Source organism: Moraxella caviae, assembly GCF_002014985.1.
GTDB classification, from domain to species: domain Bacteria; phylum Pseudomonadota; class Gammaproteobacteria; order Pseudomonadales; family Moraxellaceae; genus Moraxella; species Moraxella caviae.
Genome location: NZ_MUXU01000036.1, coordinates 1 through 25,958, shown reverse-complemented (window position 1 = coordinate 25,958; position 25,958 = coordinate 1). Strand labels below are relative to the sequence as shown.

The following is a 25,958-nucleotide window of genomic DNA, read 5'->3' as shown; positions in this document are numbered from 1 at the left end:
TTGAATTTGTTGGGCTGTCGCAAGCAAAGCCTAGCCTACAGGTTCTTTTACTAAAATCAGTCTTTCACCTGAATATTTTCCAAAACAGTTACAGTTCCCAATGGGCTTACCAACGGATTAAAATCAGCAACCCAACTATCCATTTGATATAAATAACCTTGTTCGTCTATTGATATTTCAAGCATAATTTTTCTGCCGTCAGTATCATAGGTTTCAGCTTGTATCAATGGTTTTGCGTATTGGCGATCATGAATGTGTTCACGCACAAATTCAAAGGAACCCATACCTCCATCATCTGTCAAATCAAAAACAAGCGTTTGCTCAATAGGCAATTCCAAATGATATGGATATTTACAAAAAGCCAATAAATTCAACACCAAATTTAATTCTGTTGGGCTTAATGGACGTTTGTTTATACTATTGTTTAACATACAACCTTCTTGTACTAAATAATAAAACCTATAAGGCTTGGCTTTACCCACAAAAAATCGGATTGCATAGCATCAATCCGATTTTAAGATGTCATTAAATTGTGCCTATGTCGCTCATCTTGTTGTTTAAATCACCTGCAGCGACACGCCCCATTTGGCAAATTGCGCCACGTCCGTTTGTAGCTGAGCGGTGATTAAATCAGCGTGTAGCCCTGCGCCCACCGACACACGCCAGTCATTTGGGCGCACCACACGCAGCATGATTGGCGCAGCTTTTGTGGTGCGGCTTTGGTTGGCTTGCACCGCCAAGCGCAAAATCAAGCACAAATACGCCAATTTGCGTCCGCCCAGCTGCTCCACCGTCTCCAGCGTATCGCCTTTGAGCTTGCGGCGATGATGTAGCACGATTTGCGCAAGTCTGGCTTGCCCTGCCTGCGAAAACCCTGCGATGTCCGAATGCTCCAGCAGATAAGCGCTGTGCTTGTGGTAATTGCTGTGGCTGATGGCAAGACCGATTTCGTACAAACTTGCCGCACGGCGCAGCAAATCACCATCTTCTTTATCCAAGCCCAGCGAGTCTTTGGCTTCATCAAACAATCGTGCGCACGCTGTCGTTACACGCCCTGCTTGCTTGATGTCCATAGAATAACGCTGCGCCAATGCCGTTACGCTGCGATCACGCACGTCTTCATCGTCCAGCCTGCCCAGCATATCATACATCACACCTTCACGCAGCGCCCCATCAGAATAGCCCAGCTCATCAATGCCAAGCGTCTGCATGATGGTCAAAAGCTCCGCCACGCCAGCAGGGAAAACCGCCTGACGGTGCGCTTTCACGCCTGCAAATTCAATGCGGTCAATATGCCCAAGTTTGATGAGTTTTTGCTTAAGCATTTCTAAGCCGCCAAGCGTAATCACTTCATCAGCCAAGCCCAGCTCTTGTAGCACAAGGCGCGCCGCCTTTGCCGTGCCTGATGACGCAATGGCATTATCCCAGCCCACTTTTTTATAGCGCTTGGCAATGCTTAATAGCTCCGCTTGCGTGGCTTTGGCGGCTTTTTCAAAGGCGGCGGCGGTGATTTTACCATCGGCAAAAAACTTTCTGGTGAACGCCACGCAGCCCATTTGTAGGCTTTCTGTTTCAATCGGCTCAAAACCTTGACCGATGATAAACTCGGTAGAGCCGCCACCAATGTCAATCACCAAACGCTTATCGGTACTGGCGTTTGAATGCGACACACCCAAATAAATCAAGCGCGCTTCTTCACGACCTGCGATGATTTCAATCGGCTTTGGCAGCACTTCGCTGGCACGTCTGATGAATTCTTGGGCGTTCACCGCCTTACGCAAAGCGTTCGTTGCCACGATACGCAGGCGGTGCGGCTCAACTTCGGTAACGTGCTGGGCAAAGCGGCGCAGACAATCCAAGCCACGCTGCATGGCTTCTTCGCTCAGCACATTATTCTCATCAAGCCCTGCCGCCAGCTGCACTTTTTCCGAAATGCTGGCAATTTTGCGCACTTCGTCATGATCTAGGCGCGCAATGGCAAGGTGAAAACTGTTTGACCCCAAGTCAATCGCACCAAGCAGCTCGTCTTGACCGACAGCCTTGGCATCAAGAATGGATTTGGCGATTTGCTCATGGCGAGCAGTGGTGTCCACTTGGATCGTTTTCATACGCAACTCAAACTTATCAATTCAAACGTGATGTAAATTTTAACTAATTGATTTAAAACTAATTTTTTGATAATTTTTAGCTTGGTTTTATCAAATTATCTTAGCTTACAAACTTAACAAAGCACCAAGCCAAACTATACGCCAAAATTTAGCAACTGACAAGAGATTTGCTGTGCAATTCTTGTAAAAATAGCGGCAAATCACTCGTCAATCTTAGCAAGCACATCGGCTGGCAACAAATCTTGCATATCATCTGCCAAAGCCGCCACAAAACGGCGAGGGCGTACTGGCGCATCGGCTTGCTCGTCCGTTTGGGCTGAATGTTCGCTTGGCAAATGCAGCTGCCATGCGTGCAGGCACAGACGCTTGACGGGCAAGGCATTTGGGTTGGTTTGGTATTTATCATCGCCTAATAGCGCATGACCAAGGTGCGCCATATGCACACGGATTTGGTGCGTGCGCCCTGTCAAAGGGCTTGCCAGCACAAGGCTTGCAGGACGATTTTCCAATGTAAAAGTCGCCAGCACCTTCGCCTGCGTTTGGCTTGGCTTGCCGTCTTTATGCACCTTGACACGCCGCTCACCGCTTGGCAGGGTGTATTTATAAAGCGGTGCGTCAATCAAATGGCGCTCGCCTTTGATATGCCCATGCACAAGGCACAGATAGCTTTTAGAAATGCTGCGCTCACGAAACGCCGCCTGCAATGCCTTGAGCGTGCTGCGTTTTTTGGCGATGAGCAGCAGCCCTGACGTATCCTTATCAATGCGGTGAATCAGCTCAAGATAGCTTTTGCCCATCGCTTCTCGCAAAGCTTCAATCACCCCAAAACTCTCGCCACTGCCGCCATGCACCGCCATGCCATAAGGCTTATTTAGCACAATCAAACCATCATCTTCATACACGATGCGCGCCATCAACCCTTTGGCAAACTGCTCGCTGATGACAGGCGCTTGACGAGACGCTAAGCGCACAGGCGCAACACGCACCACATCGCCCACTTCAAGGCGTGCGTGCGGTTTTGTGCGCTTGCCATTGATGCGGATTTCATCATCACGAATCATCTTATAAACGTGCGAACGTGGTAAGCCTTTTAGCCTTGCCAACAAAAAATTATCCAGCCGCTGCCCGTCTTGATTGGGCGTAACGCTGAGCAAATTCACGCGTGAAAAATCGCTGATTTGCTCATCGGCGCTCGCACTTTGCGCTTTTTTGGCGTTTGGCTTGCTCAAAGGCGCACTCATTTTATCCGCTGACGAATTTTTGGCGAAAGGTTTTTTAGCAGACTGATTTTTGGCAAATTGACTTTTGGCAACTTGCCCAGACGCCAAGCGATTTTGCGGCGAATTGCTGCGTTTGGCGGGCGAATTTGGGCTGTTTTTGGGCTTTTTTGAAAAATTTTTCATTGAAATCGTGCGATTGTGAAATTTTTAGTAGGAAAAATGCAAAAGTTTTGGTATAGTTTAGCACGTTGCAAAAGTCTATGGGCGATTTGTGGCATAATTTGCGTATTTTTTTAAGTCATTTTTCGGCATTTGCGCCAAAATTTTTAAAATACCGCAGCCGCACGCCCACACTTAGGACAAATCCCTAAATCCACGCATGCTCGTTTGTATCGCATGAACATTGACGGATTGACATTTGCCCGCAACCGCCAAACACTTTTTATTGTGATTTGCGCCAGTCGCCACAAGCGATGAAGCACAAATCGTAACGCAACTTCTCTTGAGTGCAAAAGATTTTGTCAATCTAAACGCGACTTAAAACTGCCCAAATCGGCAAAGTTAATCTCGCAAACACGCACAGCTTGCATCAGGCACAAAAGCACAAGACAAACACTGCTTTTGAAAAAAGAGTTCGCCGACCAAGACAAGCTGTGGCGTGCTAAATTTGATTGAGTTTATGGAAAATTCATCTGCTGGTGCAAGCAGCAGAAAAAACGGCTAAGCGCACGTTTATCGTCAAAAAATGGCAGCTGCAGCCAATGCCAGCAAACTTCGCTAAATTTTACGAAAATGCCAAGCGGACAGCTTTTGGTGCATACAGCTTATTTGACAAACGTGTTTTGATAAAAACTTTGTTTTAAAACATAAGTTTAGCAAACACCACAAGCAAGACAGATACGCTTTTGTTAAGTTTGTTATCATAAAGCTTAAACCAAAACGCAGCGAAAACTGCCTTTAGCAAGCTGCCAAAGCAGCAAGCCACACCACCAAAAACCCAAGCCAAGCCTTAAAAACAAGGCTTTTACGACAAAATGCCATCAAGTGAATGTTGCTCAATTTGGGTAAATTGCCCAGTTAAGGAACATCATGAAACGCATTCTTATCAACGCCACGCACAACGAAGAAATTCGTGTTGCGCTGTGCAAAGACAACCACCTGTACGACTTTGACCTAGAAAATCGCACGCGCGAACAAAAAAAAGCCAACATCTACAAAGGACATATCACCCGCATTGAGCCTTCTTTGGAAGCGGCTTTTGTGGAATACGGCTCTATGCGCCAAGGCTTTTTGCCGCTGCGTGAAATCGCCCCAGAATACCTGCACGGCAACCCACGCGAAGACGGCATTAAGCAGCTATTAAAAGAAGGCGATGAAGTCATCGTACAAGTAGAAAAAGAAGAGCGCGGCAACAAAGGCGCGGCACTTTCTACTTATATCTCTTTGGCTGGGCGCTATCTGGTGCTGATGCCAAACAACGCCAAAGCAGGCGGTATCAGCCGCCAAATTTCTGGCAAAGTGCGCGAAGAAATGAAGCAAATCATCGCAAGCCTGTCTATCCCAAAAGGCATGAGCGTGATTGTGCGCACCGCAGGACTTGGCAAAGGTTTTGAAGATTTACAAAACGATTTAAGCCACCTGCTAGACATCTGGACTTCTATCCAAGACCAAAACAAAAAACGCCCAAGCCCATGCCTAGTGCACCAAGAAGCTGGCGTGGTAACGCGCGCGGTGCGTGATTATCTGCGTGATGACATCAGCGAAGTGTGGATTGACAGCGAAAACGCCTACAACGAAGCGGCAAATTTCATCGCTGCCGTCATGCCTGCCCAACTTGGCAAACTGCGCAAATACACCGACAGCGAGCCAATGTTCGCCCGCTTTGGCATTGAGCGTCAAATTGAAACCGCCTACCAGCGTGAAGTGCGCTTGCCATCTGGCGGCTCCATCGTCATTGACCAAACCGAAGCCTTGGTGTCTATTGACATCAACTCATCAAAATCCACCAAAGGTTCAGACGTTTCTGAAACCGCCTACCACACCAACCTAGAAGCCGCAGACGAAATCGCGCGCCAACTGCGCCTGCGTGATATGGGCGGTCTGATTGTCATTGATTTCATTGACATGAACGAAGCGCGCCACCAAAAAGACGTGGAAAAACGCCTGATTGAAGCCACTCGCTACGACCGTGCGCGCGTACAATTTGCCGAAATCAGCAAATTTGGCCTCATGGAAATGAGCCGCCAACGCCTGCGCCCAAGCCTAGAAGAATCCACAGGCTACATCTGCCCACGCTGCCACGGCAACGGCATGATTCGTGATTTGCGCTCGTTGTCGCTGTCTATCATGCGCCAAATCGAGCAAATCGCCCTAAAAGAGCGCATGGGCGAAATCCAAGCCGAAGTCCCAACCGAAATCGCCGCTTTCTTACTGAACGAAAAGCGCGAAAGCCTTGTGTATCTAGAGCAAGACAGCGGCACACGCATCACTATCTTGCCGCACGCTCACCTAGAAAGCCCGAATTTCAGCCTGCACTTTAATCCAGACGGCTTTGCGCCATCAAGCTATGAGCGCATTGCCATCGCCGAAGAAGAAGAGACGGTGGATCGTGGCTATGAAGTGAACTGGCAAACCAAGCAAGAAGACGCACCAAGCGAAAAACCAAGCCGCTGGCAACAAGACAAATCTGGCAATGATAAAGCCAAAAAAGCCGAAGCGCCAAAAGCCGAGCGTGAAGCACCGCAAGCTGTGGCGTGGTTGTCAAACTTGTTTGCACCAAAACCGCAAGCCAAACTTGCTGGCAGCCTAAATAATAATGACGCAGCCGCCGCCATTGAATCTTTGGTGAACGCAGGCAGCGTAAGTCTTGGCGCAGCTGGTACGGTTGCCATCAGTGAAAAACCTGCACGCCAAGAAAAAGAAGAAGAAACCGAGCGTAAACCACGCCACAAAAAGGCGAAAAAAGAGCATAAGGAAGAGCTAGACGCACCAAAAGAGCGTCAAGAAAAAGAGCCGAAAAAGAAAAAAGAAGATAAGGCAGAATACGCCAAGCGTGAAGCAGGCAGCCGCCGTGAATCGCGCGGTGAAATCGTGCGTGGCGAGACGCTGACCATGGACGACGCACCAAAAGCCGACAAAGCAGCCAAAGCTGACGCACACGCCAAGCCAAACAAGGCAGAAAAAGCCGCCAAAGCTGATGGCGACAAAGAGCGCAAACCACGCCAAAAATCTGGCAATCCAAATGACGTGGTATTGCACGTTGCCAATGCCGAAAAAGAAGTGGCAGCAGCGCAAGTGGTACATTTGTCGCTAGATGGCAGCAAGCCTGCCAAGCCGAAAAAATCGGCAGAAAAAGCAGAAGCGGCACAAGCCAAAGCGCACGCACAAAGCAACAAGCCAAACGCTGAACCAAGCATTGAGCTAAGTCAAAGCGAACCACAAGCTGAGCCGAACTTGGCGCAAACCAACGCAGCCGAACAAAACACAGCCGAGCAAGCTGCGCCAAATGCTAAAACGGCTGAGAACGTAGCGGAAACCCACATCATCACAGCCAGCAGCGCATCGCAAGTGGCGGCTGTAACGGTGGAAAATAAAGAACCGGCAGACGATGCGCCAGCCGAACAAGTTGCGCCAAACGCTAAAACAGACGCTGAACAAAACCTTGAGCAAAGCAAAGAAGCCAAGCCAAACGCAGCCACTGATAAAGCCAAGGCACAGCCTGCTACAAGAGAGCTAGTCATCGCCACACGTAGCGCACCTGTGGCGCACACGCCAGAGCTTGTTGCGCTGGCGCAAAAAATGAATAAAGCCGTGAATGATCCGCGCGTTGTGGCTGCTTTGGCAAGCGCACCTGCCGCCATCTCTGGCACCGCTGGCCAATTCATCGCACGCACGCTTGGCGCAGACGCACAAGGCAGCTTCGTGGAGCGTTTCATCGCTGCTGTGGCGGCAAACCACGCACCAAAGACTGACACCAACTTCGCCAACTACGGCTATGCACCGCTTGACGAAGCCTACTTGTCCGCCTTTGACAAGCAAACCTTGGCACTGGGGCATACAAGCGCACCGCAAGGCAAAACCGCTGCCGAGCCACGCCCAATCGCACGCCGTGCGTCAAACGACCCACGCGGCCAGCACCCTGATTTTATCGCTGCTCAAGGCGAGACATCAGAAGCCAAATCAGCAAAAACGCCAAACGAGCGTAAAGCTGGCGAAAGCGTGCAAATTGAGCTGGATTTGCTGCCAAGCACCACTCCAACCCAAAGCGATGCACAAAACACATCGACAAATCTCGACAGCCCAAGCATTCAAGCGCAAGCAAATGAGCAAAATGGTGCAGCCGCTTTGATGGGCGTTGCCGCCAATGCCATCACCGAGCTTTCCGATACCATTGATGGCGTGCTTGATGGCGCAAGCGAATTGGCAAGCACTGCCGTGCAAAACGCCGAAATCGCTGCTGAAATTGCGCTGGCTGACATCGCCCAAAGCGCAAACGAACTGGCTAAAGGCGTCATTTCTGCCGTAAGCGCAGACACTCATGCAGACGCTGATAAAAACACTGACGCCATCGCTCAAAGTGCAGACGCTGCAGCCGATGACGCAAGCACTGCCAGCGAAAGTGCCGTAAGCGCAAGCGATAAAAAAGACGCAAACGATGGCAAAGGCAAAAAAGCCGCCAAAGCTGACAAAGCAAGCGGTGCGTCTGACAAAGAAGCCGACAAAAAAGGCAAAACCAGCGTCAGCAGCTACAAAGACATGATTGAAAATGTCGCAGGGCAGCTGCTGCCACAGGTGGGTATTTTGACCTTGGCGCAGCCAAAAGCACCGAAAACTCGCACGCGCAAAACTTCCAAAGCCGCGCAAAAGTCCGAAGTGCGTAAAGCAGGCGCAAAAGTCAGCAAGGCAACCTTACAAGCTGACAAGCCAAGCGAGCAAGACGACAATTAAGTCTTGATTGCAAACATCAAAAAAGCCGTACAATCAAGTACGGCTTTTTTGTTTGTGCGTTTGGCGGTTTGTGTTTGGCGATATGTTTAGCAAAATACACAACTTAAAGCATGGCAAAATGACGACTTTTCAGCCATTTAGCCACTTATAAGCCGCCATAAATTCAGTATTTACTGCGCGTCTTCGTCCACCGATTCTACCACGTCCGCTTCGTTGTCGTCTTCTGCGTCTTGAGTGTCATCGGCATTGTCGGCTGTTTCACCATCAAAATCATCAAGCGCATCGTCAATTTCCATCTGCGCTTGCTCACCTTCAATCGGCTCAATCACAGGATCAGCAGGCGCAGCAGACATCGGCACAGCTTCTTCTTCCACTGGGTCTGGCGTTTGAACTTCTGATTCTTTATTGCCACAAGCACTCAAAGTCAGCACAGCAAAAGCACAAACCAGCGCAGATTTTTGCCAAGCGGTGAATGAGTCAAGGAAAATAGAGCGCGAAACAGTTTTCATAATCTTCTCATAACCAAAGGTTTTATTCGTGCTTTCAGTATAGCATAAAATTTCATCAAGTAAGAAAAATTCTCCCCAAAAGTGCGAATTTTTACCAAATTGATGGCATTTGCCACGATTTTATGCCATAAAAACCGCCCATCAACTTGACGGACGGTTTTACCATTTAATTTAAATCAATCAAGACAGCTTACCATGGCATTGCTTGTATTTTAGCCCTGAACCACACGGACAAGGTGCGTTGCGGTTGATATGCTCAGGAATGACCACGTCTTCATCGCTTGGTGCAGGCGCAGCCACTGGCGCAGCACCCAAACTCACCGTTACTTGCTGCACAGGACGGCGGCGTGGTGCGGTGTTTTGCAATTCTGGGTCGTCTGATGGGCTGCCGTCTAAGGCGATTTCTTGATGTTCAAACTGCATACGCATTTGCTCAGCACGCAAGCGGCGCTCTTCTTCTAGTGCGGCAAGCTCTTCAGGCGTTGGCACATGAACGCGCGCCAAATCCTGCACCGTGTCTGATTTAATCGCTCCAAGCATGGATTGGAACAGCTCAAACGACTCACGCTTGTATTCTTGCTCTGGATTTTTCTGGGCATAGCTGCGCAAATGAATGCCCTTGCGCAACTGATCCATCTGCGTCAAATGCTCTTTCCAGTGGCGGTCAAGACTTTGCAGCATGAAATGTCGCTCAAGTTGCGCTGCCGACTGCTCGCCCATCTGCGCACGGCGCTCTTCATAGCGTGCGATGGCTGCCGCAACGATTTTTTCACGCAAGCCATCTTCGTCCAAGCGGCGGTCTGCATCCAGCCAGTCGTTGATTGGCATATAATAACGAAACGCATCTTCAATCTCGTCTTCCAGCCCATCAATGTTCCACTGATCATCCACCGAACCGCGCGGCACAAACTGGTCAATCAGTGCGTTATACACTTCGGTGTGCATGGCTTTAATGCTGTCTTGCAAATCCGCCTGCCCCAGCAAATCATCACGCTGGCTATAAATTACCTTGCGCTGCTCGTTCGCCACGTCGTCATATTTTAGCAAGTTTTTACGCGCATCAAAATCTCGTGCTTCCACCTTGCCTTGCGCATTTTCAATGGAGCGAGACACCATCTTATGCTCGATGGCTTCATCTTCTTTTAGACCCAGCGCGCGGAACATATTCACCGTGCGCTCGCCTGCAAAAATACGCATCAAATCATCTTCTAATGATAAGAAAAAGCGTGATTGCCCTGGGTCGCCTTGTCGTCCTGCACGTCCACGCAGCTGATTGTCAATGCGGCGTGATTCGTGGCGTTCTGAGCCGATGATGTGCAGGCCGCCAGCCGCTTTTACCGCTTCGTTGCGCTTTTGCCACTCGGCTTGCTCAGCGGCTTTTTGCTCGTCTGACAGCTCGTCCAGATTGTCATATTGCGCTTGCCAATTACCGCCCAAAATGATGTCCGTACCACGACCTGCCATGTTGGTGGCGATGGTTACTGCCTTTGGTCTGCCTGCCTGTGCGATGATTTCAGCTTCACGCTCGTGCTGCTTGGCGTTTAGCACGTTATGGGCAATGCCTTCTTGGTCAAGCAAATAAGACAGCTCTTCAGACGCTTCAATGGTTGCCGTACCCACAAGCACAGGCGCACCTTTGGCGGTGATTTCTTTGATTTCTTTGATGATGCCTTTGTATTTACCAAGTTTGGTCAGATAAATTTGGTCGTTCAAATCACGGCGTGCGATTGGGCGGTGCGTTGGGATAATCACCACGTCCAAATCATAGGTAGATTTAAGTTCTGCCGCTTCAGTATCGGCAGTACCCGTCATGCCAGACAGCTTGTCGTACAGGCGGAAATAGTTTTGGAAAGTGGTGGTCGCTTGCGTTTGGTTTTCAGGTTTGATTTCCACGCCTTCTTTGGCCTCTACCGCTTGGTGCAAGCCCTCGCTCCAGCGTCTGCCCGGCATGGTACGGCCTGTGTTTTCGTCCACGATGATGACCTCGCCATCTTGAACGATGTAATGAATGTTTTTGGTGAAAATGTGGTGCGCACGAATGGCGGCTTGTACATGAGCCAGCAGCGGCAAGCGTGCTGGGCTGTACAGGCTTTCATTTTCGCCAAGTTGCCCTGCTTCCACCAAAAATTGCTCGATTTTCTCGTAGCCTTTTTCGCTGATTTCAATGGCGCGGTTTTTCTCGTCAATCCAAAAATCACCGTCCAAATTGTCTTTATTTTTCTCTTCGTCTTCTGAGCGCACCAAGCGTGGAATCACGGTGTCAATGAGTGCGTACAGCTCGGCAGAATCTTCGGCCTGACCTGAAATGATGAGCGGCGTGCGCGCTTCGTCAATCAAAATACTGTCAATCTCGTCAATGATACAGTAGTTGAGCGGGCGCTGCTTTTTCTCCGCCATGCTAAAGACCATGTTATCACGCAGATAGTCAAAGCCGTATTCGTTGTTCGTGCCATAAGTGATGTCAGCGCGGTATGCGTCAAACTTTTCTTGGGGCGGCTGCTGGCTGTAAATCACGCCCACCGTCAAGCCCAAAAAGGCAAACAACGGACGGTTCAGCTCAGCATCACGCCCTGCCAAATAATCGTTCACCGTTACCACGTGCACGCCTTTACCGCTCAAGGCGTTCAGATAAATGGCAAGGGTCGCCATCAAGGTCTTGCCCTCACCTGTTTTCATCTCGGCGATTTTACCTTCGTGCAAGGTCATGCCGCCAATAAGCTGCACGTCATAATGGCGCATACCATTGACACGCTTGGACGCTTCACGGCACACCGCAAAGGCTTCTGGCAGCAGCTTATCAAGACTTTCGCCTGCTTGATGGCGCTCTTTAAAACTTTGGGTTTTTTGGCGCAGCTCATCATCAGACAGCGCTTCTACTGTCGGCTCTAGCGCATTGATCTTGGCGACCTGCTTGCGCATGCGCTTTAATTCACGTTCGTTTTTTGTGCCAATGACACTGCTGATGAGTTTTGCTAACATACCAATTCCAATGATGGCAAACGCCAGTTGTTTAATTTTGGTGAACTATTTTGGTCAAAAATTGGTCAAAAAGATTTGGATTACGCCAAAATCTCGCTCAGACAAACGCCAAGCAAACCAGACCGTAAAATAAAATGAAATTAAAAGTGCTATTATATATGGTTCTGAACAAAATAAAAACAAGGTGAACTTTAAATTTCACCTTGTTTTTGTTGATGATTTGTTGCGCTGGGCAAAAACCCCTATTTTTGTGCATAAATCTGGCGTTTTTAAAAAGAAGGGCGTGATTTATGCGTAAATTTGGACGTTTATACCAACGCAGCGAATGCCTACAAATCCTTTGTTATATGCTAACGCTATTTGTCTGGATTTTGACTTTTTAGCAAGTCAATCATGTCCTTCAACATAGAATTCTCACCTCGTAATTGACTTAATAACTGATTTTGATAATCGATCACCATTTGTAGCTTTTGGATTTCTTGAGACAAAGCAACATCGCCGCCGCTATAGTAATTGGAATTATTTTGGCTATTTTCGCTAAACAAGCAAATAAATCCCTTTTCGGACGACAAAATCAAATCCATCACATTCATGTCAAATATGGCAGCCAGCTCATTTAGTCGCTCAAAATTCAGCTGTGTGTCGCCACGCTCTATTTTTGAATACGCATTGACTGAAATATCCAGCTTTTCTGCAACGTCTTCCTGCGTCATTTTCTTTAAATTCCTTATCGTCCTAACCGTTTCATAAATTTTCATCACACCACCAAAAGGTTAATTTTTCAAATATTTGGTTAATAATTCAACTTTTGCTTACTGGATTAAACACCCCGCTAAATTATAACATACATCATGCCCAAAGACAGCTGATGTATGCCATATCAAGTAATAAAAAGGGATTTGTTTTGCGGTTTTCTGATATTTCGTATTGCCAACTTTACCAAAAACTCAATCAGCAGCCAAGTGTCATTTTGTCAGATTTGGATAACACACTGATTTTTACCGATTTAGCCAACAATCTTGCTTACATCAATGCCATCGCGTCTGTATTTCCTGACATGGCAGTTCATGCCCATGGCAGACTTACCCAAGATTCTATCTGCCAAAACTTTGCTCATCTCACCGAACAACAAATCCAAAAGATTGTATTTACCAAACAAAAGCTATTCAGCCAATACGTTCATTTAACACAGCCAAATACACCACTCATCGCCCTATTTAAACAACTAGTAGAATTTGACACCCAAATCATTTTGGTAACTCACTGTCATACCCAACGAGCCGAATTATTGTTAAGGCATTTTAAGCTGGAAACCTTATTTAGCCAAACGCTTTACATACCCAAAACCAACTTCAAATACCCCAATGCTTTTTTATCAATACCTCAAACCGAACGCCCGATTTTTATTTTTGATGACGACATTGTAGAGCTGCAACAAGCCTCTGCTCAAAAAACCACTTTAAAAAATGTTTTTCTAGTAAACAATATTGAGAAAATCCAATGCTCAACAGATTTATAATCACCCAAAACGAATATCTCAAAAGTTATACGGTCGCCTATCACAGATGTGATTATACAAGCTATAATCAACCCAACAATCCTGATTACATCAATCATTTAAAAAATACCTTTAGAACGGCTGATTTGGCGTGTCTACAAAATGCTTGCAAACAACTTAAATACAATCTTGACAACGAACTGATATACATACTTAATCAGATACGGACACGCTCTCCGATAGCTGTATGTTGCGTGCCACGCTCAAAGGCATTATCATATTATCATAGCAGTCAACTGCTATTTTCTCAGTGCATTCGGGATACGATAGCAAATCTACAATCTCACGGCTATCAAATTTTGGACGGCTGCAATTATATTGTGCGCCACACCAATACCAAAACTACACATTTATCAAAAAGCCGCTATTTTGAGTCCAACCATCAAAATGATGGCGATATGCCTTACATAGGCATCACCAAAAACACTTGTCATTTTTCGTCCGACATTCGCCATAAGCACATTTTGCTTATTGATGATATTTACACCAAGTCTGTGAATGTTGACGAAGATTGCATACAAGCCTTGCTGGATATGGGCGCAACTGGTGTTACATTTTTTGCAATTGGCAAAACCGTTGATAAACTCCAAAACGGTTCAAATAACGCTCGCATGAAAGCATACAACCAATTTAAACACAATACCTTCAAATAACTTTAAAAATATTTTAAGAACACACCATGAAATACACAGATCACGCACTTAACATTTTAACCGCCAAAACTTTTAAAAATATTGGCAATAGCTGGATCGCTGAACATCTCAATTACAAACAAGACCTTGATGTTATCGTTGATCTTTTAAGCAAAAAAACCAAAGAGTTAGTCAATGAAAAAATTTTTCAATCTCGAAAAAGACAAATCGAACAAAAACTAGAAGCTATGAGCAATTACTGCGATGGTCTTGTCGCGATAGGCGATGAGAAATTTCCAAATTATCGCGGCAATGTTTCAGGCGCGGACAGACCTGTTGCTTTATTTTACAAGGGGGATTTGTCTTTGCTGCATACGGACAACCTTGCAGTAGCAGTGATTGGTCTATTAAATCCATCTAGTCACGAAAATGACTACACCATAGAAAACGATGAAAGAACGATTGTAGATGCGCTTGTGCGTAATAACGCCACCATTGTCAGCGGCCTTGCATTGGGCTGCGACCGCATTGCGCACCATCAAGCCTTAATCACAACAAAAAAATTACATGGACATACCGCAGGCGCAACTGTTGGCATTCTACCTTGTACACTCGCAAAGATTATCCCAAAAGAGTGTCATAATATTGCACAATACATGGTTGAAAACGGCTGTCTGCTTATCACAGAATATTACGAAGAAGCAAGTAGCGTCATGGAGCAAAGTAGTCGATATGTGGCACGAGACAGATTGCAAGCAATGTTTAGCGACGCGGTAGTTTTGACAGCCAGCTACACACAGCAAAGCGTAGATCCAAATAGCAAAAAAATCGACAGTGGTTCACGCCATGCCATGGAAAAAGCAGAAGCCTATGGCATTCCTAGAGCAGTCATTTACCACCCAAAGTATAACAACAACCCAAAATTTGACCTCAATCGTCAAATTATGGGCAATAAAAAGACGCCAACGACCATCATCAATCCTGACAACCCTCAGCCCGACATTATGCAATTATTAGAATCAATATCCCTATCAAAATCAAAACAAAAAAGCAGTACCGCCATAGCACAAACGTTATTTTAGGTATAAAAATTACCCTGCACACTTAATATACACAGGGTAATTTTTTATAAATTTATTTTTTAAAGCTATACCAACGCAGCGAATGCCTCGTCCGCTGCTGCCAGCGTCTTTTCAATGTCTTCATCGGTGTGGGCGATGGACATAAACGCCGCTTCAAATGCCGATGGCGCAAGATACACGCCACGTTTTAGCATTTCGTGGAAAAATTTGGCGAATTTTTGGCTGTCGCATTTGCTCACTTCGGCAAAGTTTTGCGGCAAGGTTTTGTTAAAATAAATGCCAAACATACCGCCCACATGACAGCTTGCAAAATCTACGCCGTGCTTGTCGGCAAGTGCTTGCAGCCCGTTTACCAGCTTGGCGGTTTTATCGCTCAGCGCATCATAAAAGCCATCTTTAGTCAGCTCATCAAACATCGCCTTGCCCGCACGCATCGCCAAAGGGTTGCCAGAAAGCGTGCCTGCTTGGTACACACCGCCCAAAGGTGCGATACACTCCATAATTTCACGCTTGCCGCCAAACGCCCCAACTGGCAAACCTGCGCCGATGATTTTACCAAAAGTCGTCAAATCAGGCGTGATGTTAAAGTGCTTTTGCGCACCACCAAGCCCCACACGAAAGCCCGTCATCACTTCATCAAAAATCAGCACCACACCATGCTTATCACAAAGCGCACGCAAGGTGTCGTGAAAATCTTGGCTTGGAATGACCATGTTCATGTTGCCGGCAATCGGCTCAACAATCACGCACGCCAATTCATCGCCAAATTTCTCAAAAGCCGCCGTCAGTGCGTCCACGTCATTGTACGGCAAAGTCAGCGTGTGCTTGGCAAAATCCGCAGGCACGCCTTTTGAAGTCGGCTCGCCAATGTCCAGCATACCAGAGCCAGCCTTCACCAAAAGGCTGTCGCTGTGTCCGTGATAGCAGCCTTCAAACTTGACAATCTTATCACGCCCAGTATAGCCGCGCGCCAGACGAATGGCGCTCATCGTGGCTTCTGTGCCGCTGCTCACCATGCGCACCAGCTCAATGCTTGGCACGATGTCAGCGATGATGTCTGCCATCGTGGTTTCAAATGGCGTAGGCGCACCAAATGACAAGCCATCGTCCGCTGCCGCCTTGACCGCGTCAATCACTTTTGGGTGTCCGTGTCCCAAAATCATCGGCCCCCAAGAACCCACATAATCAATGTACGCACGCCCATCGGTGTCGTACATATACGCACCGCTGGCACGGCTGATAAACACAGGCGTACCACCCACGCCTGCAAAGGCACGCACAGGTGAATTTACGCCCCCCGGAATGTGGCGTTTGGCTTTTTCAAATAAGATTTGGTCGGCAGTTTGGGTCATTTTTTATCTCTCATTGACAGCAAAATTAAGTTAGTAAAAGTAAGTTTTGGGCGGCTGTTTAGGCTGATTGGATTGGCTGAATTTTATTCATGTAATCCAATCTGCGGCTTGTCATGCTTTTTTAAACTCCGTTTTTTAAAGAAAGCCAACTTTTAAGCCAACTTGCTAAACAGCACTGTGCAAAATGGCGCACGGCAGCCAGCCCATCTCGCCTGCCTGCACGCTATCTTTGTGCATGGGCGCACTCATGCGCACCCACGCCCAAGCACCATAAATGCCAAGCAGCTCCACCACATCGCCGCAGTCCACATCAAGCTCGGTTGGGTTATAATCCACCGTCAGCACATCATTTGCCAAAAATCCACCATAAACAAACATCTGCAAGCCGCCCACATCGGCGCTGTACCAATGCTCATAGCTGGGGCATGGCTTGATGTTTGTCAGGCGAGTGCCAGCGGCGATGGTCTTAAAAATACCGATATTTTGGTGCTTTTTAAGAACAGTGCAGCGCATTATGCCTTTTTCACCACGCTGGATTTTAGCTTCATCGCCCCAAAACCATCAATCTTACAATCAATGTCGTGATCGTCTGGTGCGTCATGAATCAAGCGAATGGATTTAACCTTTGTGCCAACTTTAATCGGCGTGGACGAACCTTTGACTTTTAAATCCTTGATGACCGTTACGCTGTCGCCATCGTTTAGCACGTTACCCACCGCATCTTTAATCACCGCCACGTCATCGCTGCTGTCGCCAGACGCTGACCATTCGTGGGCGCACATTGGACAAATCAGCAAATCGCCATCGGCATAGGTGTAATTTTCGTTGCAGCTTGGGCAGGCAGGATAAGTCATGATAATTTCCTAAAAATCTAAAAACAAACAAAATAAGCGTCATTATAGCATTTTTGCACTTGCATTTGTTTAAAAATGCTATAATAAAGCGGACAATGTGGCAATTTTCAACCCAAAACGAGAAACACCATGAGCCAATTTTCCAAACTTATCTTGACAGGCAAAGACGCTGGCAAGTTTTTGCAAGGTCAGCTCACCGTCAATGTAGACAAACTCACCGAAACGCTTACACCCTGTGCGATTGCCGATTTAAAAGGCCGCGTGCAGTTTGGTTTGTGGGCGGGCAAAACGGGCGATGATTTTGCGCTCATCACCACGGCAGACACGGTGCAAAATCTGGTGGCACACATCAAAAAGTACGGCGCATTTTCTAAATTTACGCTGTCTGACGCTGCACCGAGCTACCCTGTGCTGGTGGGCGACACGCCAAGTTTTAGCGATGATGGTGCGCTTGCCGATTTTGACGCATGGGCAAAGGCAAGCATCGCCTGCGGCAACGTATGGATTACAAGCGACACGCAAGGATTATTTCAGCCCCAAGAGTTGCGCCTGCACCAGCGTGGCGGCGTGGACTACGATAAAGGCTGCTATCTGGGTCAAGAAATCATCGCGCGGCTGTATTTTAAGGCAAGCCCAAAAGCCTATCTGCACCGAGTGCTGCTGCCAGCCGCTGCCAATTTTGGCGATAAAATAGACAAAGTGCAAATCGTCAATGGCGTGATGACGGCGGACGGCTTTGATGCGCTGGTGATTGGTGCGCCTGAGCAAGTGGCGGCTGTCGGTCAAGTGCTGGCATTGCCTGATGGCTTGACGGGCGATGTGGCACGCAGCATCTGATGAATGATAAACTCTTGATTTATCAAATGATTTTATCTTAAAACTGATTGACAAAATACCGATACGGATAATTTAGACCCACATTTTCAAGCGTCAATTTTTATTAAAAATTTGCATTTAAAATTTGACTTATGGTTTAAATTATCCGTTTTTATTCGCCAAGATTTTTAATAACTTACACTTCTGACAGCTCACACTTCCAGCAAAAAGTTAATCGGCCCATCATTGACTGCCGTTACCGCCATGTTTGCGCCAAATTCGCCCGTCTGTACAAGTGCGTGCTGCGTCTTGGCATAATTAACCAACTCATCAAACAAACGCCCCGCATCAGCTGGCGGCATGGCAGGCGCAAAATCAGGGCGTCTGCCCTTATCGGTCTTTGCCATCAACGTAAACTGCGACACCAAAAGCAAGCCACCGCCCACGTCTTGCACCGATTTATCCAGCTTGCCAAGTTTGTCCGCATCGGTGGTATTTTCAAAAATACGATAACTTAAAATCTTATCCACAAGCTTTTTTGCGTGCGCCACATCGTCGTCCTTGCCAATGCCAATATACGCCAGCACGCCATTATCAATCGCACCGATGACTGCACCATCAACCACCACATTTGCCGATTTCACTCGCTGAATTAACGCTCTCATCGCTCACCTTTTGCCATCTTAATTACCATAACTTTTGTCCAAAAATTATCCACCAAGCTCATACTCGCTTGCGAATCAGTCGATCTCGCACATAATCAAACGCCCAATTATACAAAAACGCATACACCGTAATCACAAGCGTAATGCCAATATCCATCATCAGCGCCTGCCACAAAGACACCTGCAAAATCCACGCAATCACAGGCACGGTAAACAGCACCAAACCGCCTTCAAACAGCACCACATGAAGTAGGCGCACGCCCACGCCACGCTTTAGCCTGTCGCCTGTGAACACCTTGTCAAAACCGTAATTAAACACCAAATTCCACACCATCGCCATTGTCGCCATCAGCACCGACACGCCAGTCGCCGCCCCTGTATCATGACTGCCGAACAGCTTAATCACGACAACGGATAAAATCACCGCCCCCACTTCAAACAGCAGCGTATGCACGATGCGCTCTTTGATGCTAAGTGGATTGGTATCTGCCAAGTTGGCTTCTGAATTTGCGTTTGACACGTTGGAAATTGGTGGATTATTTGACATGACTGATTTTGTTCTTGATTTAACTTGGTTTGTTTTAACTTGGTTTGTCTTGGTTTGGCTTATTTTGCTTTGGTTTAAATTGCCAACAAAAAAGACGTTGCAAAAAACAAACGCTAATTATACCCTTTATTTGCCAATATGCTGTAAAATATCGTCATAAATTTCCTTTTTAGCGTTTTTGCATTTTATCGTTTAACGCTTACTTAAAAATTCACTTAAAAATTAACCCAAAATCACCATGAATCTATTCACCACGTTACAAAATCTCGTCCCACAACAAGCCTTATCTGAGCTTGCAGGTCAGCTCGCCAAAAGCGAAAATCCTTACATCAAAAAGGCGTTTATCCACACCTTCGCCAAAGCCTACAACATCCGCTTGGACGAGTACGCGCGTGCAAATCTGGACGATTACACCAGTTTTAACGACTTTTTCACGCGCGAACTCAAAGACGGACAGCGCACCATTGACGCTGCGCCAAACGCCATCGTCTGCCCAGCGGACGGCACCATCAGCCAAATCGGGCAAATCCACAGCGAGCAAATCCTGCAAGCCAAAGGGCGTGAATATGACGTAGGGCAGTTGCTGGCGGATTTTGAGCTGGGCAAGGAATTCACCGATGGCACATTTGCCACGATTTACCTTGCGCCGACCAATTATCACCGTGTACATATGCCGTTTGATGGCACGCTTGTTGCCACGCATTATGTGCCGGGTACGCTGTTTTCGGTGAATAACACCACCGCCACGCACGTGCCAGATTTGTTCGCGCGCAATGAACGCTTGGTGTGCGTGTTTGACACCGCATTTGGCAAGGCGTGCGTGGTGCTGGTGGGCGCGATGATTGTCGCTGGCATTTCGTGCGTGGCGACAGGCGACATCAAGCGCACGCCTTATATTCAACACCGCACGCATGATTTGCCGCTTAAAAAAGGCGATGAACTGGGGCGTTTTTATCTGGGCTCTACCACCATCATCGTATTGCCAAAATCGGCAGGCACGGCGTGGCTGGACGGCTGCGTGCATGGCAAGACGGTCGTCATGGGTGAAAAATTGGGCGAGCTGGCGTAAGAATTTGGCGTAAATTGCGTAAATTTAGCCAGCAAACCAATAAATTTTGTGAAAAATCTAACCCACTGCCACAAAAAAGGGCAAGCATCATGTACACGCCAGAGATTTTTGCTGAAAACGACAAAGACAATATTAAAGAAATTCTAAATAATTATTCGCTGGGTACGCTCATCTCGCTGGACGAAAATGGCGCACCGCAAGCCGACCATTTGCCGTTTTATTTGCTAGAAAATGACGACCAATGGACGCTGATTGCCCATTTTGCCAAAGCTAATCCTTTGGCAAATTACATAGATGGTGCGCGCGTTTTGGTGATTTTTCAAGGCGCGGACGGCTATGTCTCGCCCAACTGGTACCCGAGCAAACAAATCCACCACCGCCATGTGCCAACATGGAATTACCAGACGGTTCATCTGCGTGGCACTGCCAAAATTTTCAATGACATCAAAGGCTTGATGCGTGCTGTCGGTACGCTGACAAACATTCATGAAGCCACGCAGCCTACACCTTGGAAAATGAAAGATGCGCCCAGAGACTATCTTGATGAAGAAATTGGCGGTATCGTTGGGCTGAGCATCAAGATTGATGAGATTGTCGCTAAGTTTAAATTAAGCCAAAACCGTGAGCCTGAAGACTTGGCTGGCACGGTGGCAGGACTGCAAGACAGCGGCAATGTCAAACTTGCCGAAGCGGTGCAAAAAGCGTATAAAAACCAAACCTAGCTCAACGCCAAACTTGCAATGATTATAAATAAAAACTTAAATAATGATGATTTTAAGTTTATTTTCATCACTGGATTTATGAATGATTTACAAGCGGATTTATTAACAAAACCACCACAAAAGCGTGCTTGTAATCCGCCCAAATCGCCAGCATATCTAAGGTGTGGCGGTGAAAATTGACTTTGACGGTTTTTAGTCAGCGCAAATTGCCAAACAACCGCCAAGCCAGCTTGCACAGAAAACCAACTCGCACAGGCTAAATTTAAGCAATTCACAAATCGGACAACCAAACGTTGGGAGAAACATCATGGCAAAATTAATTAAGTTGCACCGCTCACAAAACCGCCGCATGATCGCTGGCGTGATGGGCGGCATTGCCGAATATTACGGCTGGTCGCCTACGATGGTGCGTCTTTTGTTTGTCATCATCTCAAGTGCCAGCGCAGCCGTGCCGGGCGTGTTGATTTATTTGGTGCTGTGGCTGCTCATGCCAAACGCCACCGCCGATTCTTACGCCAACGAAACGTACCGTGTGATTGACGTACAATGACGCACCAATTTTACATTTTTAAAACTTTCGCCAAACGCTCAAAACATTTTGGGCGTTTTTGGTTTTTTCATCATGATTTTTGGGTGATAAATGCCCAACAACATGATAAAATAAGCCAATTTTCTTTCATTGATTACCAACGGACAACGTTATGACAACCCAAAATAAAAAACCCCTTACTTTTCAAGAACTTATCCTAACCTTGCAAGCCTACTGGGCAAAACAAGGCTGCGTGATTTTGCAGCCTTATGACATGGAAGTGGGTGCAGGCACGTTTCACACGGCGACTTTTTTGCGCGCTTTGACCCCTGAGCGTTGGAATGCCGCCTATGTGCAGCCGTCTCGCCGCCCGACCGATGGGCGTTATGGCGATAACCCAAACCGCTTGCAGCATTATTATCAATTCCAAGTGGTGCTAAAACCCAACCCTGACAATATTCAAGAGCTGTATCTAGGCTCGCTTGAAGCCATCGGCATTGACCTTTTGACCCACGATGTGCGCTTTGTGGAAGACAACTGGGAAAGCCCAACGCTGGGTGCATGGGGTCTGGGCTGGGAAGTGTGGCTAAACGGCATGGAAGTAACACAGTTTACCTATTTTCAGCAGGTTGGCGGCATTGAGTGCTTCCCAGTTACAGGCGAGATTACTTATGGGCTTGAGCGTCTTGCCATGTACATTCAAGGCGTGGACAGCGTGTACGACCTTGTGTGGGCGGACGGTGAATTTGGACGTGTAACCTATGGCGACGTGTTCCACCAAAACGAAGTAGAGCAGTCTACTTATAACTTTGAGCATGCCAATGTGGACAAGCTGTTTGAGCTGTTTGACTTTTATGAAAGCGAAGCGGACAAACTGGTGGATGTAGCCTTGCCGCTGCCTGCCTATGAAATGGTGCTAAAAGCAAGCCACACTTTCAACCTTCTGGACGCGCGCGGGGCGATTAGCGTAACTGAGCGCCAAAGATTTATTTTGCGTGTGCGTAATCTTGCCAAAAAAGTGGCGACCAGCTACACCAAAGCGCGCGCCAAACTTGGCTTTCCGCTGGCGGACGAAGCACACAAGGCGGATGCATTGGCAAAGTGGCTGGATAAGGACGATGACAATCAAAACAGCAAGGGGTAAGTATGAGTACTGCGTCATTTGATAAGCGTTTTGTCGTCTCTGACCCAAAGGCGATTGAGCAGTTTTTGGGAGATTTGGAGCGTGCCAAACAAAAGCCGACCTTACAAATTGAGCCGACGCAAGACGAAATTAAACAAAAACACAAACTGCTGGCTTTGTTGAAACAAAAAATGGGCAAGTCATGACGACCGTAATTTCATTACAAGAATTGTATGAAAATTATGGGCATGACAAAGAGCAAACGCACAATTTTCTAAAAGGCTTTGCTTGTCCCAAAAATACCGATGTAGAAAAATTTTTACATCAAAAAGCCCTGCGCTTTGAAGAAAGCAACAACGCCAAAACCCATTTAATACTGTCTGATTTGGGCGAAATTTTAGCGTATTTTTCTTTGTCGTTTAAGGAAGTGGATTTAAACATTGAAAAAATGAGCAAATCCGAAGTCAAGCAACTGGACGGCATCAGTAAGCACGCACGCCACATCAGAGTTTTTCTTATTGGGCAAATTGGCAAAAATAGCCTAATTGATAATAACCCTGTCAATCTGTCGGACATTTTACGCCACATTGACAAAGTATTATTAAGGGCGCAAAAACTCATTGGCGGCAGAGCGATGATTTTAGAATGTCAGCCCATTGAAAAACTGCTGCATTTGTACGAGCGTTACGGCTTTAAGCAGCTGACTGTCATTGATGATGGTCAAATGAAAACTTTATATCGTGTGTTGTGATTGGCAAATTGGCAAACCACCAAAAACCATGTGCCGCACAGCCCAAACCATTGCATTTAAACCAAACCAAAGAGATACCATGAACATTCTATTCGAACTTGGCACCGAAGAATTTCCGCCAAAAAATCTAAAAACTTTGCGAGACAGCCTGACCGACAGCGTCAAAAACGAGCTTGCTGCACTGGGTATTGGCTACGAAAAAATCCAAGCCTTTGCCGCGCCACGCCGTCTGGCACTGCACATCACAGGCATTGACGAAAAACAAGCCGACCGCCGCGAGCAAAAGCGCGGCCCTGCCATCAAGGCGTGCTTTGACGCAGACGGCAACCCAACCAAAGCAGCGCAAGGCTTCGCCCAAGGGCTTGGCGTGGCGGTGAGCGAGCTTATCACCATCAGCACCGATAAAGGCGACTACATTGGTTATGAAGTAGACATTAAAGGTCAAGCCGTCAGCGAACTGCTGCCAAACGTCTTTCAAAAAGCCCTAGACAATCTGCCCATCGCCAAGCGTATGCGTTCTGGCGCAAGCAAAGACGAATTTGTGCGCCCTGTCAAATGGGTGGTGCTGATGGCGGACGCTGCCGTCATTCCTGCCGTCATTCAAGGCAAAACCACAGGCAATCAAACGCTGGGACACCGCTTTCATGCGCCAGAAGCCATCACCATCACGCACGCAGACGACTATGAAACCTTACTAAAATCTGCCTATGTGATTGCCGATTTTGACGCACGCCAGCAAAGCATCACCGAGCAAGTACACGCCCTAGCCGATGGTGCAACGCCCATCATGCCAAGCGATTTGCTGGACGAAGTAACCGCACTGGTGGATTATCCTGTGGCACTAAAAGCAGGCTTTGAAGATAAATTTTTGGCAGTACCCCAAGAAGCGCTCATCAGCACCATGCAAGCCGACCAAAAGTATTTTTGCTTGACGGACAAAGACGGCAAACTGCTGCCAAACTTCATCTTTGTGTCAAACATTGACAGCAAGGACAAAGCCCAAGTCATCGCAGGCAACGAAAAAGTGGTGCGTCCACGCCTAGCAGACGCAGAATTTTTCTTCTTACAAGACCAAAAACAGCCGCTACAAGCCTTTGCCGACACGCTAAAAACCCGAGTTTTCCAAGAAAAACTAGGCACGATTTGGGATAAATCTGAGCGTATCGCTAAACTTGCCGCCTTCATCACCACACGCCTGCAAGCCACAGAATTTGCCAATCGTGCAGCGTGGCAAGCGGTGTCAGCCGATGACGCCGTGCGAGCAAGCCTACTTGCCAAGGCGGATTTGGCGACCACGATGGTGGGCGAATTCCCAGAATTACAAGGCATCGCTGGCACTTATTATGCCCACAAATCAGGCGAAAAGGCTTGCGTGGCGGACGCCATTTTTGAGCAATATTTGCCGAAATTTAGTGGTGATGTCCTGCCCGCCACACCGATTGGTACGGCTTTGGCGATTGCTGACCGTGTGGATACGCTGGTGGGGATTTTTGGCATTGGGCAAGCGCCAAGCGGCTCAAAAGACCCGTTCAGTCTGCGCCGCGCGAGCATTGGCGTGCTGCGTATTTTGATTGAAAATAAATTGCCACTTGGCATTGATGAGCTGCTCCAAGAAGCACTGACAAGCTATGGCGATAAAATCGCAAACCCAAGCGACACGCTCGCCCAAGTACGTGAGTTCATCAATTCTCGCTACCGCGCAATGTACACCGAACAAGGCGTGGCGGTGGACAGCATCGTGGCAGTGCAAGCCGTCAATCCAGCGCAACCGCTTGATTTTGATGAGCGTGTGCGTGCCGTGCAGGCGTTTCGTGCCGCACCACAAGCGCAAATTTTGGCGGAAAATAACAAACGCGTTGCCAATATCCTTGCCAAAGCGGACAGTGTGGGCGATGATGTGAGCGAAAACTTACTTGCCGAAGCGGCAGAAAAATCGCTTTACGAAGCCGTGCAAACCGCCAAGCAGACGGTCGCACCTTTACAAAAACAAGCCGATTATCAAGGCGTGCTTAGCGCGCTGAGTGCTTTGGCGGCGCCTTTGACCGACTTTTTTGATAACGTCATGGTTAATGCCGATGACGCAGCGCTCAAAGCCAATCGCCTAGCGCTGCTTGCCCAAGTGCGCGCGCTGTTTTTGAGCGTGGCGGACATTGGCGAGTTGCAAGGCTAATCTGCCAATCATCACCAAGCCAAGCCCTGTCGCACGATGGGGCTTTTTAATGAAAACCTGCTTAGCAAGGCGCATTTGTAAGCAAAAACTTACACAAACTGCCGTCATTGGCGACTGTTTTTGCCCGTATAATCTTGGCATAATACACCCAAGCAGCAAGAGATAGGCAAATGGATACGCCACTAGGGAAGTCGCTGCACAATGGAATGACGAAGGGAGAGCCCAAGGAATGTTAGGGAACCAAAACCACAAATCGCAAGGTTTGTGGTTTTATCTTTTTAAGGGAAAATTTGCGTGCAAATAAAATTTTAGGGGCTGTACTAGA

23 protein-coding genes are annotated in these 25,958 nt (G+C 47.5%); 12 read left to right on the top strand and 11 right to left on the bottom strand.

What is annotated here, in order from left to right:
- Positions 1 to 56: 56 nt before the first annotated feature.
- The 3 genes from B0181_RS06080 to B0181_RS06070 form a co-directional block, all read right to left on the bottom strand.
- Positions 57 to 431, bottom strand: coding sequence for a DUF6984 family protein (locus B0181_RS06080; protein WP_078276619.1), 375 nt, complete (start codon positions 429 to 431; stop codon positions 57 to 59).
- 126 nt (positions 432 to 557) lie between these two features.
- Positions 558 to 2,108, bottom strand: a complete 1,551-nt coding sequence (ppx, locus tag B0181_RS06075; RefSeq protein ID WP_078276618.1) for an exopolyphosphatase — start codon at positions 2,106 to 2,108, stop codon at positions 558 to 560.
- Positions 2,109 to 2,308: 200 nt separating this feature from the next.
- The gene (locus B0181_RS06070) at positions 2,309 to 3,349 is read right to left on the bottom strand and encodes an RluA family pseudouridine synthase (protein ID WP_078276632.1); all 1,041 of its coding nucleotides are present in this window, start codon (positions 3,347 to 3,349) and stop codon (positions 2,309 to 2,311) included.
- Positions 3,350 to 4,417: 1,068 nt separating this feature from the next.
- Here B0181_RS06070 and B0181_RS06065 point away from each other — a divergent pair.
- Positions 4,418 to 8,275: an Rne/Rng family ribonuclease gene (locus B0181_RS06065; RefSeq protein ID WP_078276617.1), complete on the top strand. Its 3,858-nt coding sequence runs from the start codon at positions 4,418 to 4,420 to the stop codon at positions 8,273 to 8,275.
- Positions 8,276 to 8,445: 170 nt separating this feature from the next.
- Here B0181_RS06065 and B0181_RS06060 read toward each other — a convergent pair whose 3' ends face one another.
- From B0181_RS06060 to B0181_RS06050, 3 genes are all read right to left on the bottom strand, one after another.
- Positions 8,446 to 8,784, bottom strand: coding sequence for a hypothetical protein (locus B0181_RS06060; RefSeq protein ID WP_078276616.1), 339 nt, complete (start codon positions 8,782 to 8,784; stop codon positions 8,446 to 8,448).
- A 180-nt stretch (positions 8,785 to 8,964) separates the two neighbouring features.
- Positions 8,965 to 11,763, bottom strand: a complete 2,799-nt coding sequence (gene secA / locus B0181_RS06055; protein WP_078276615.1) for a preprotein translocase subunit SecA — start codon at positions 11,761 to 11,763, stop codon at positions 8,965 to 8,967.
- Positions 11,764 to 12,119: 356 nt separating this feature from the next.
- Positions 12,120 to 12,521 (bottom strand): helix-turn-helix domain-containing protein, encoded by a 402-nt coding sequence (locus tag B0181_RS06050; RefSeq protein WP_078276614.1) that lies wholly within the window; start codon positions 12,519 to 12,521, stop codon positions 12,120 to 12,122.
- Between the two features lie 212 nt (positions 12,522 to 12,733).
- Here B0181_RS06050 and B0181_RS06045 point away from each other — a divergent pair, with 212 nt between their 5' ends.
- From B0181_RS06045 to B0181_RS06035, 3 genes are read left to right on the top strand one after another with little or no spacing between them, the layout of a single operon-like run.
- The gene (locus B0181_RS06045; RefSeq protein ID WP_143821578.1) at positions 12,734 to 13,282 is read left to right on the top strand and encodes a hypothetical protein; all 549 of its coding nucleotides are present in this window, start codon (positions 12,734 to 12,736) and stop codon (positions 13,280 to 13,282) included.
- Positions 13,264 to 13,974 (top strand): amidophosphoribosyltransferase, encoded by a 711-nt coding sequence (locus tag B0181_RS11895; protein WP_133141475.1) that lies wholly within the window; start codon positions 13,264 to 13,266, stop codon positions 13,972 to 13,974. Before B0181_RS06045 ends, B0181_RS11895 begins: the two co-directional genes overlap by 19 nt.
- Positions 13,975 to 14,000: 26 nt before the next feature.
- Positions 14,001 to 15,035, top strand: a complete 1,035-nt coding sequence (locus B0181_RS06035) for a DNA-processing protein DprA (RefSeq protein WP_078276611.1) — start codon at positions 14,001 to 14,003, stop codon at positions 15,033 to 15,035.
- Positions 15,036 to 15,100: 65 nt separating this feature from the next.
- Here the strand turns inward: B0181_RS06035 and hemL are convergent, their stop codons facing one another.
- The 3 genes from hemL to B0181_RS06020 all read right to left on the bottom strand — a co-directional run bounded on the left by hemL (position 15,101) and on the right by B0181_RS06020 (position 17,241).
- Entirely contained in the window at positions 15,101 to 16,387 is a 1,287-nt protein-coding gene (gene hemL / locus B0181_RS06030) for a glutamate-1-semialdehyde 2,1-aminomutase (protein ID WP_078276610.1), read from the bottom strand.
- 165 nt (positions 16,388 to 16,552) lie between these two features.
- Entirely contained in the window at positions 16,553 to 16,900 is a 348-nt protein-coding gene (locus B0181_RS06025; RefSeq protein WP_078276609.1) for a hypothetical protein, read from the bottom strand.
- Positions 16,900 to 17,241: a zinc ribbon domain-containing protein YjdM gene (locus B0181_RS06020; RefSeq protein ID WP_078276608.1), complete on the bottom strand. Its 342-nt coding sequence runs from the start codon at positions 17,239 to 17,241 to the stop codon at positions 16,900 to 16,902. The genes B0181_RS06025 and B0181_RS06020 overlap by 1 nt, the downstream gene beginning before the upstream one ends.
- 129 nt (positions 17,242 to 17,370) lie before the next feature.
- On the opposite strand from B0181_RS06020, the gene ygfZ reads away from it, so the two are divergent.
- Positions 17,371 to 18,078, top strand: coding sequence for a CAF17-like 4Fe-4S cluster assembly/insertion protein YgfZ (gene ygfZ, locus B0181_RS06015; RefSeq protein ID WP_078276607.1), 708 nt, complete (start codon positions 17,371 to 17,373; stop codon positions 18,076 to 18,078).
- 191 nt (positions 18,079 to 18,269) lie between these two features.
- Here the strand turns inward: ygfZ and dtd are convergent, their stop codons facing one another.
- Positions 18,270 to 18,722, bottom strand: coding sequence for a D-aminoacyl-tRNA deacylase (gene dtd, locus B0181_RS06010; RefSeq protein WP_078276606.1), 453 nt, complete (start codon positions 18,720 to 18,722; stop codon positions 18,270 to 18,272).
- A gap of 58 nt (positions 18,723 to 18,780) precedes the next feature.
- Entirely contained in the window at positions 18,781 to 19,269 is a 489-nt protein-coding gene (locus B0181_RS06005) for a PACE efflux transporter (protein WP_078276605.1), read from the bottom strand.
- 238 nt (positions 19,270 to 19,507) lie between these two features.
- Here B0181_RS06005 and asd point away from each other — a divergent pair, with 238 nt between their 5' ends.
- The 7 genes from asd to glyS all read left to right on the top strand — a co-directional run bounded on the left by asd (position 19,508) and on the right by glyS (position 25,633).
- Complete coding sequence (gene asd, locus B0181_RS06000; protein ID WP_078276604.1) at positions 19,508 to 20,338, top strand: archaetidylserine decarboxylase; 831 nt, start codon at positions 19,508 to 19,510, stop codon at positions 20,336 to 20,338.
- Between the two features lie 89 nt (positions 20,339 to 20,427).
- Positions 20,428 to 21,060: an FMN-binding negative transcriptional regulator gene (locus B0181_RS05995; protein ID WP_078276631.1), complete on the top strand. Its 633-nt coding sequence runs from the start codon at positions 20,428 to 20,430 to the stop codon at positions 21,058 to 21,060.
- 307 nt (positions 21,061 to 21,367) lie between these two features.
- Positions 21,368 to 21,610 (top strand): PspC domain-containing protein, encoded by a 243-nt coding sequence (locus tag B0181_RS05990; RefSeq protein ID WP_078276603.1) that lies wholly within the window; start codon positions 21,368 to 21,370, stop codon positions 21,608 to 21,610.
- Positions 21,611 to 21,761: 151 nt separating this feature from the next.
- Entirely contained in the window at positions 21,762 to 22,733 is a 972-nt protein-coding gene (gene glyQ, locus B0181_RS05985; protein WP_078276602.1) for a glycine--tRNA ligase subunit alpha, read from the top strand.
- A 2-nt stretch (positions 22,734 to 22,735) separates the two neighbouring features.
- Positions 22,736 to 22,918: a hypothetical protein gene (locus B0181_RS05980; RefSeq protein ID WP_078276601.1), complete on the top strand. Its 183-nt coding sequence runs from the start codon at positions 22,736 to 22,738 to the stop codon at positions 22,916 to 22,918.
- A complete protein-coding gene (locus tag B0181_RS05975) occupies positions 22,915 to 23,463 on the top strand; it encodes an acetyltransferase (protein WP_245953245.1) in 549 nt (182 codons plus the stop codon). The genes B0181_RS05980 and B0181_RS05975 overlap by 4 nt, the downstream gene beginning before the upstream one ends.
- A 79-nt stretch (positions 23,464 to 23,542) precedes the next feature.
- Positions 23,543 to 25,633, top strand: a complete 2,091-nt coding sequence (gene glyS / locus B0181_RS05970; RefSeq protein ID WP_078276629.1) for a glycine--tRNA ligase subunit beta — start codon at positions 23,543 to 23,545, stop codon at positions 25,631 to 25,633.
- The last annotated feature ends 325 nt before the right edge of the window (positions 25,634 to 25,958 follow it).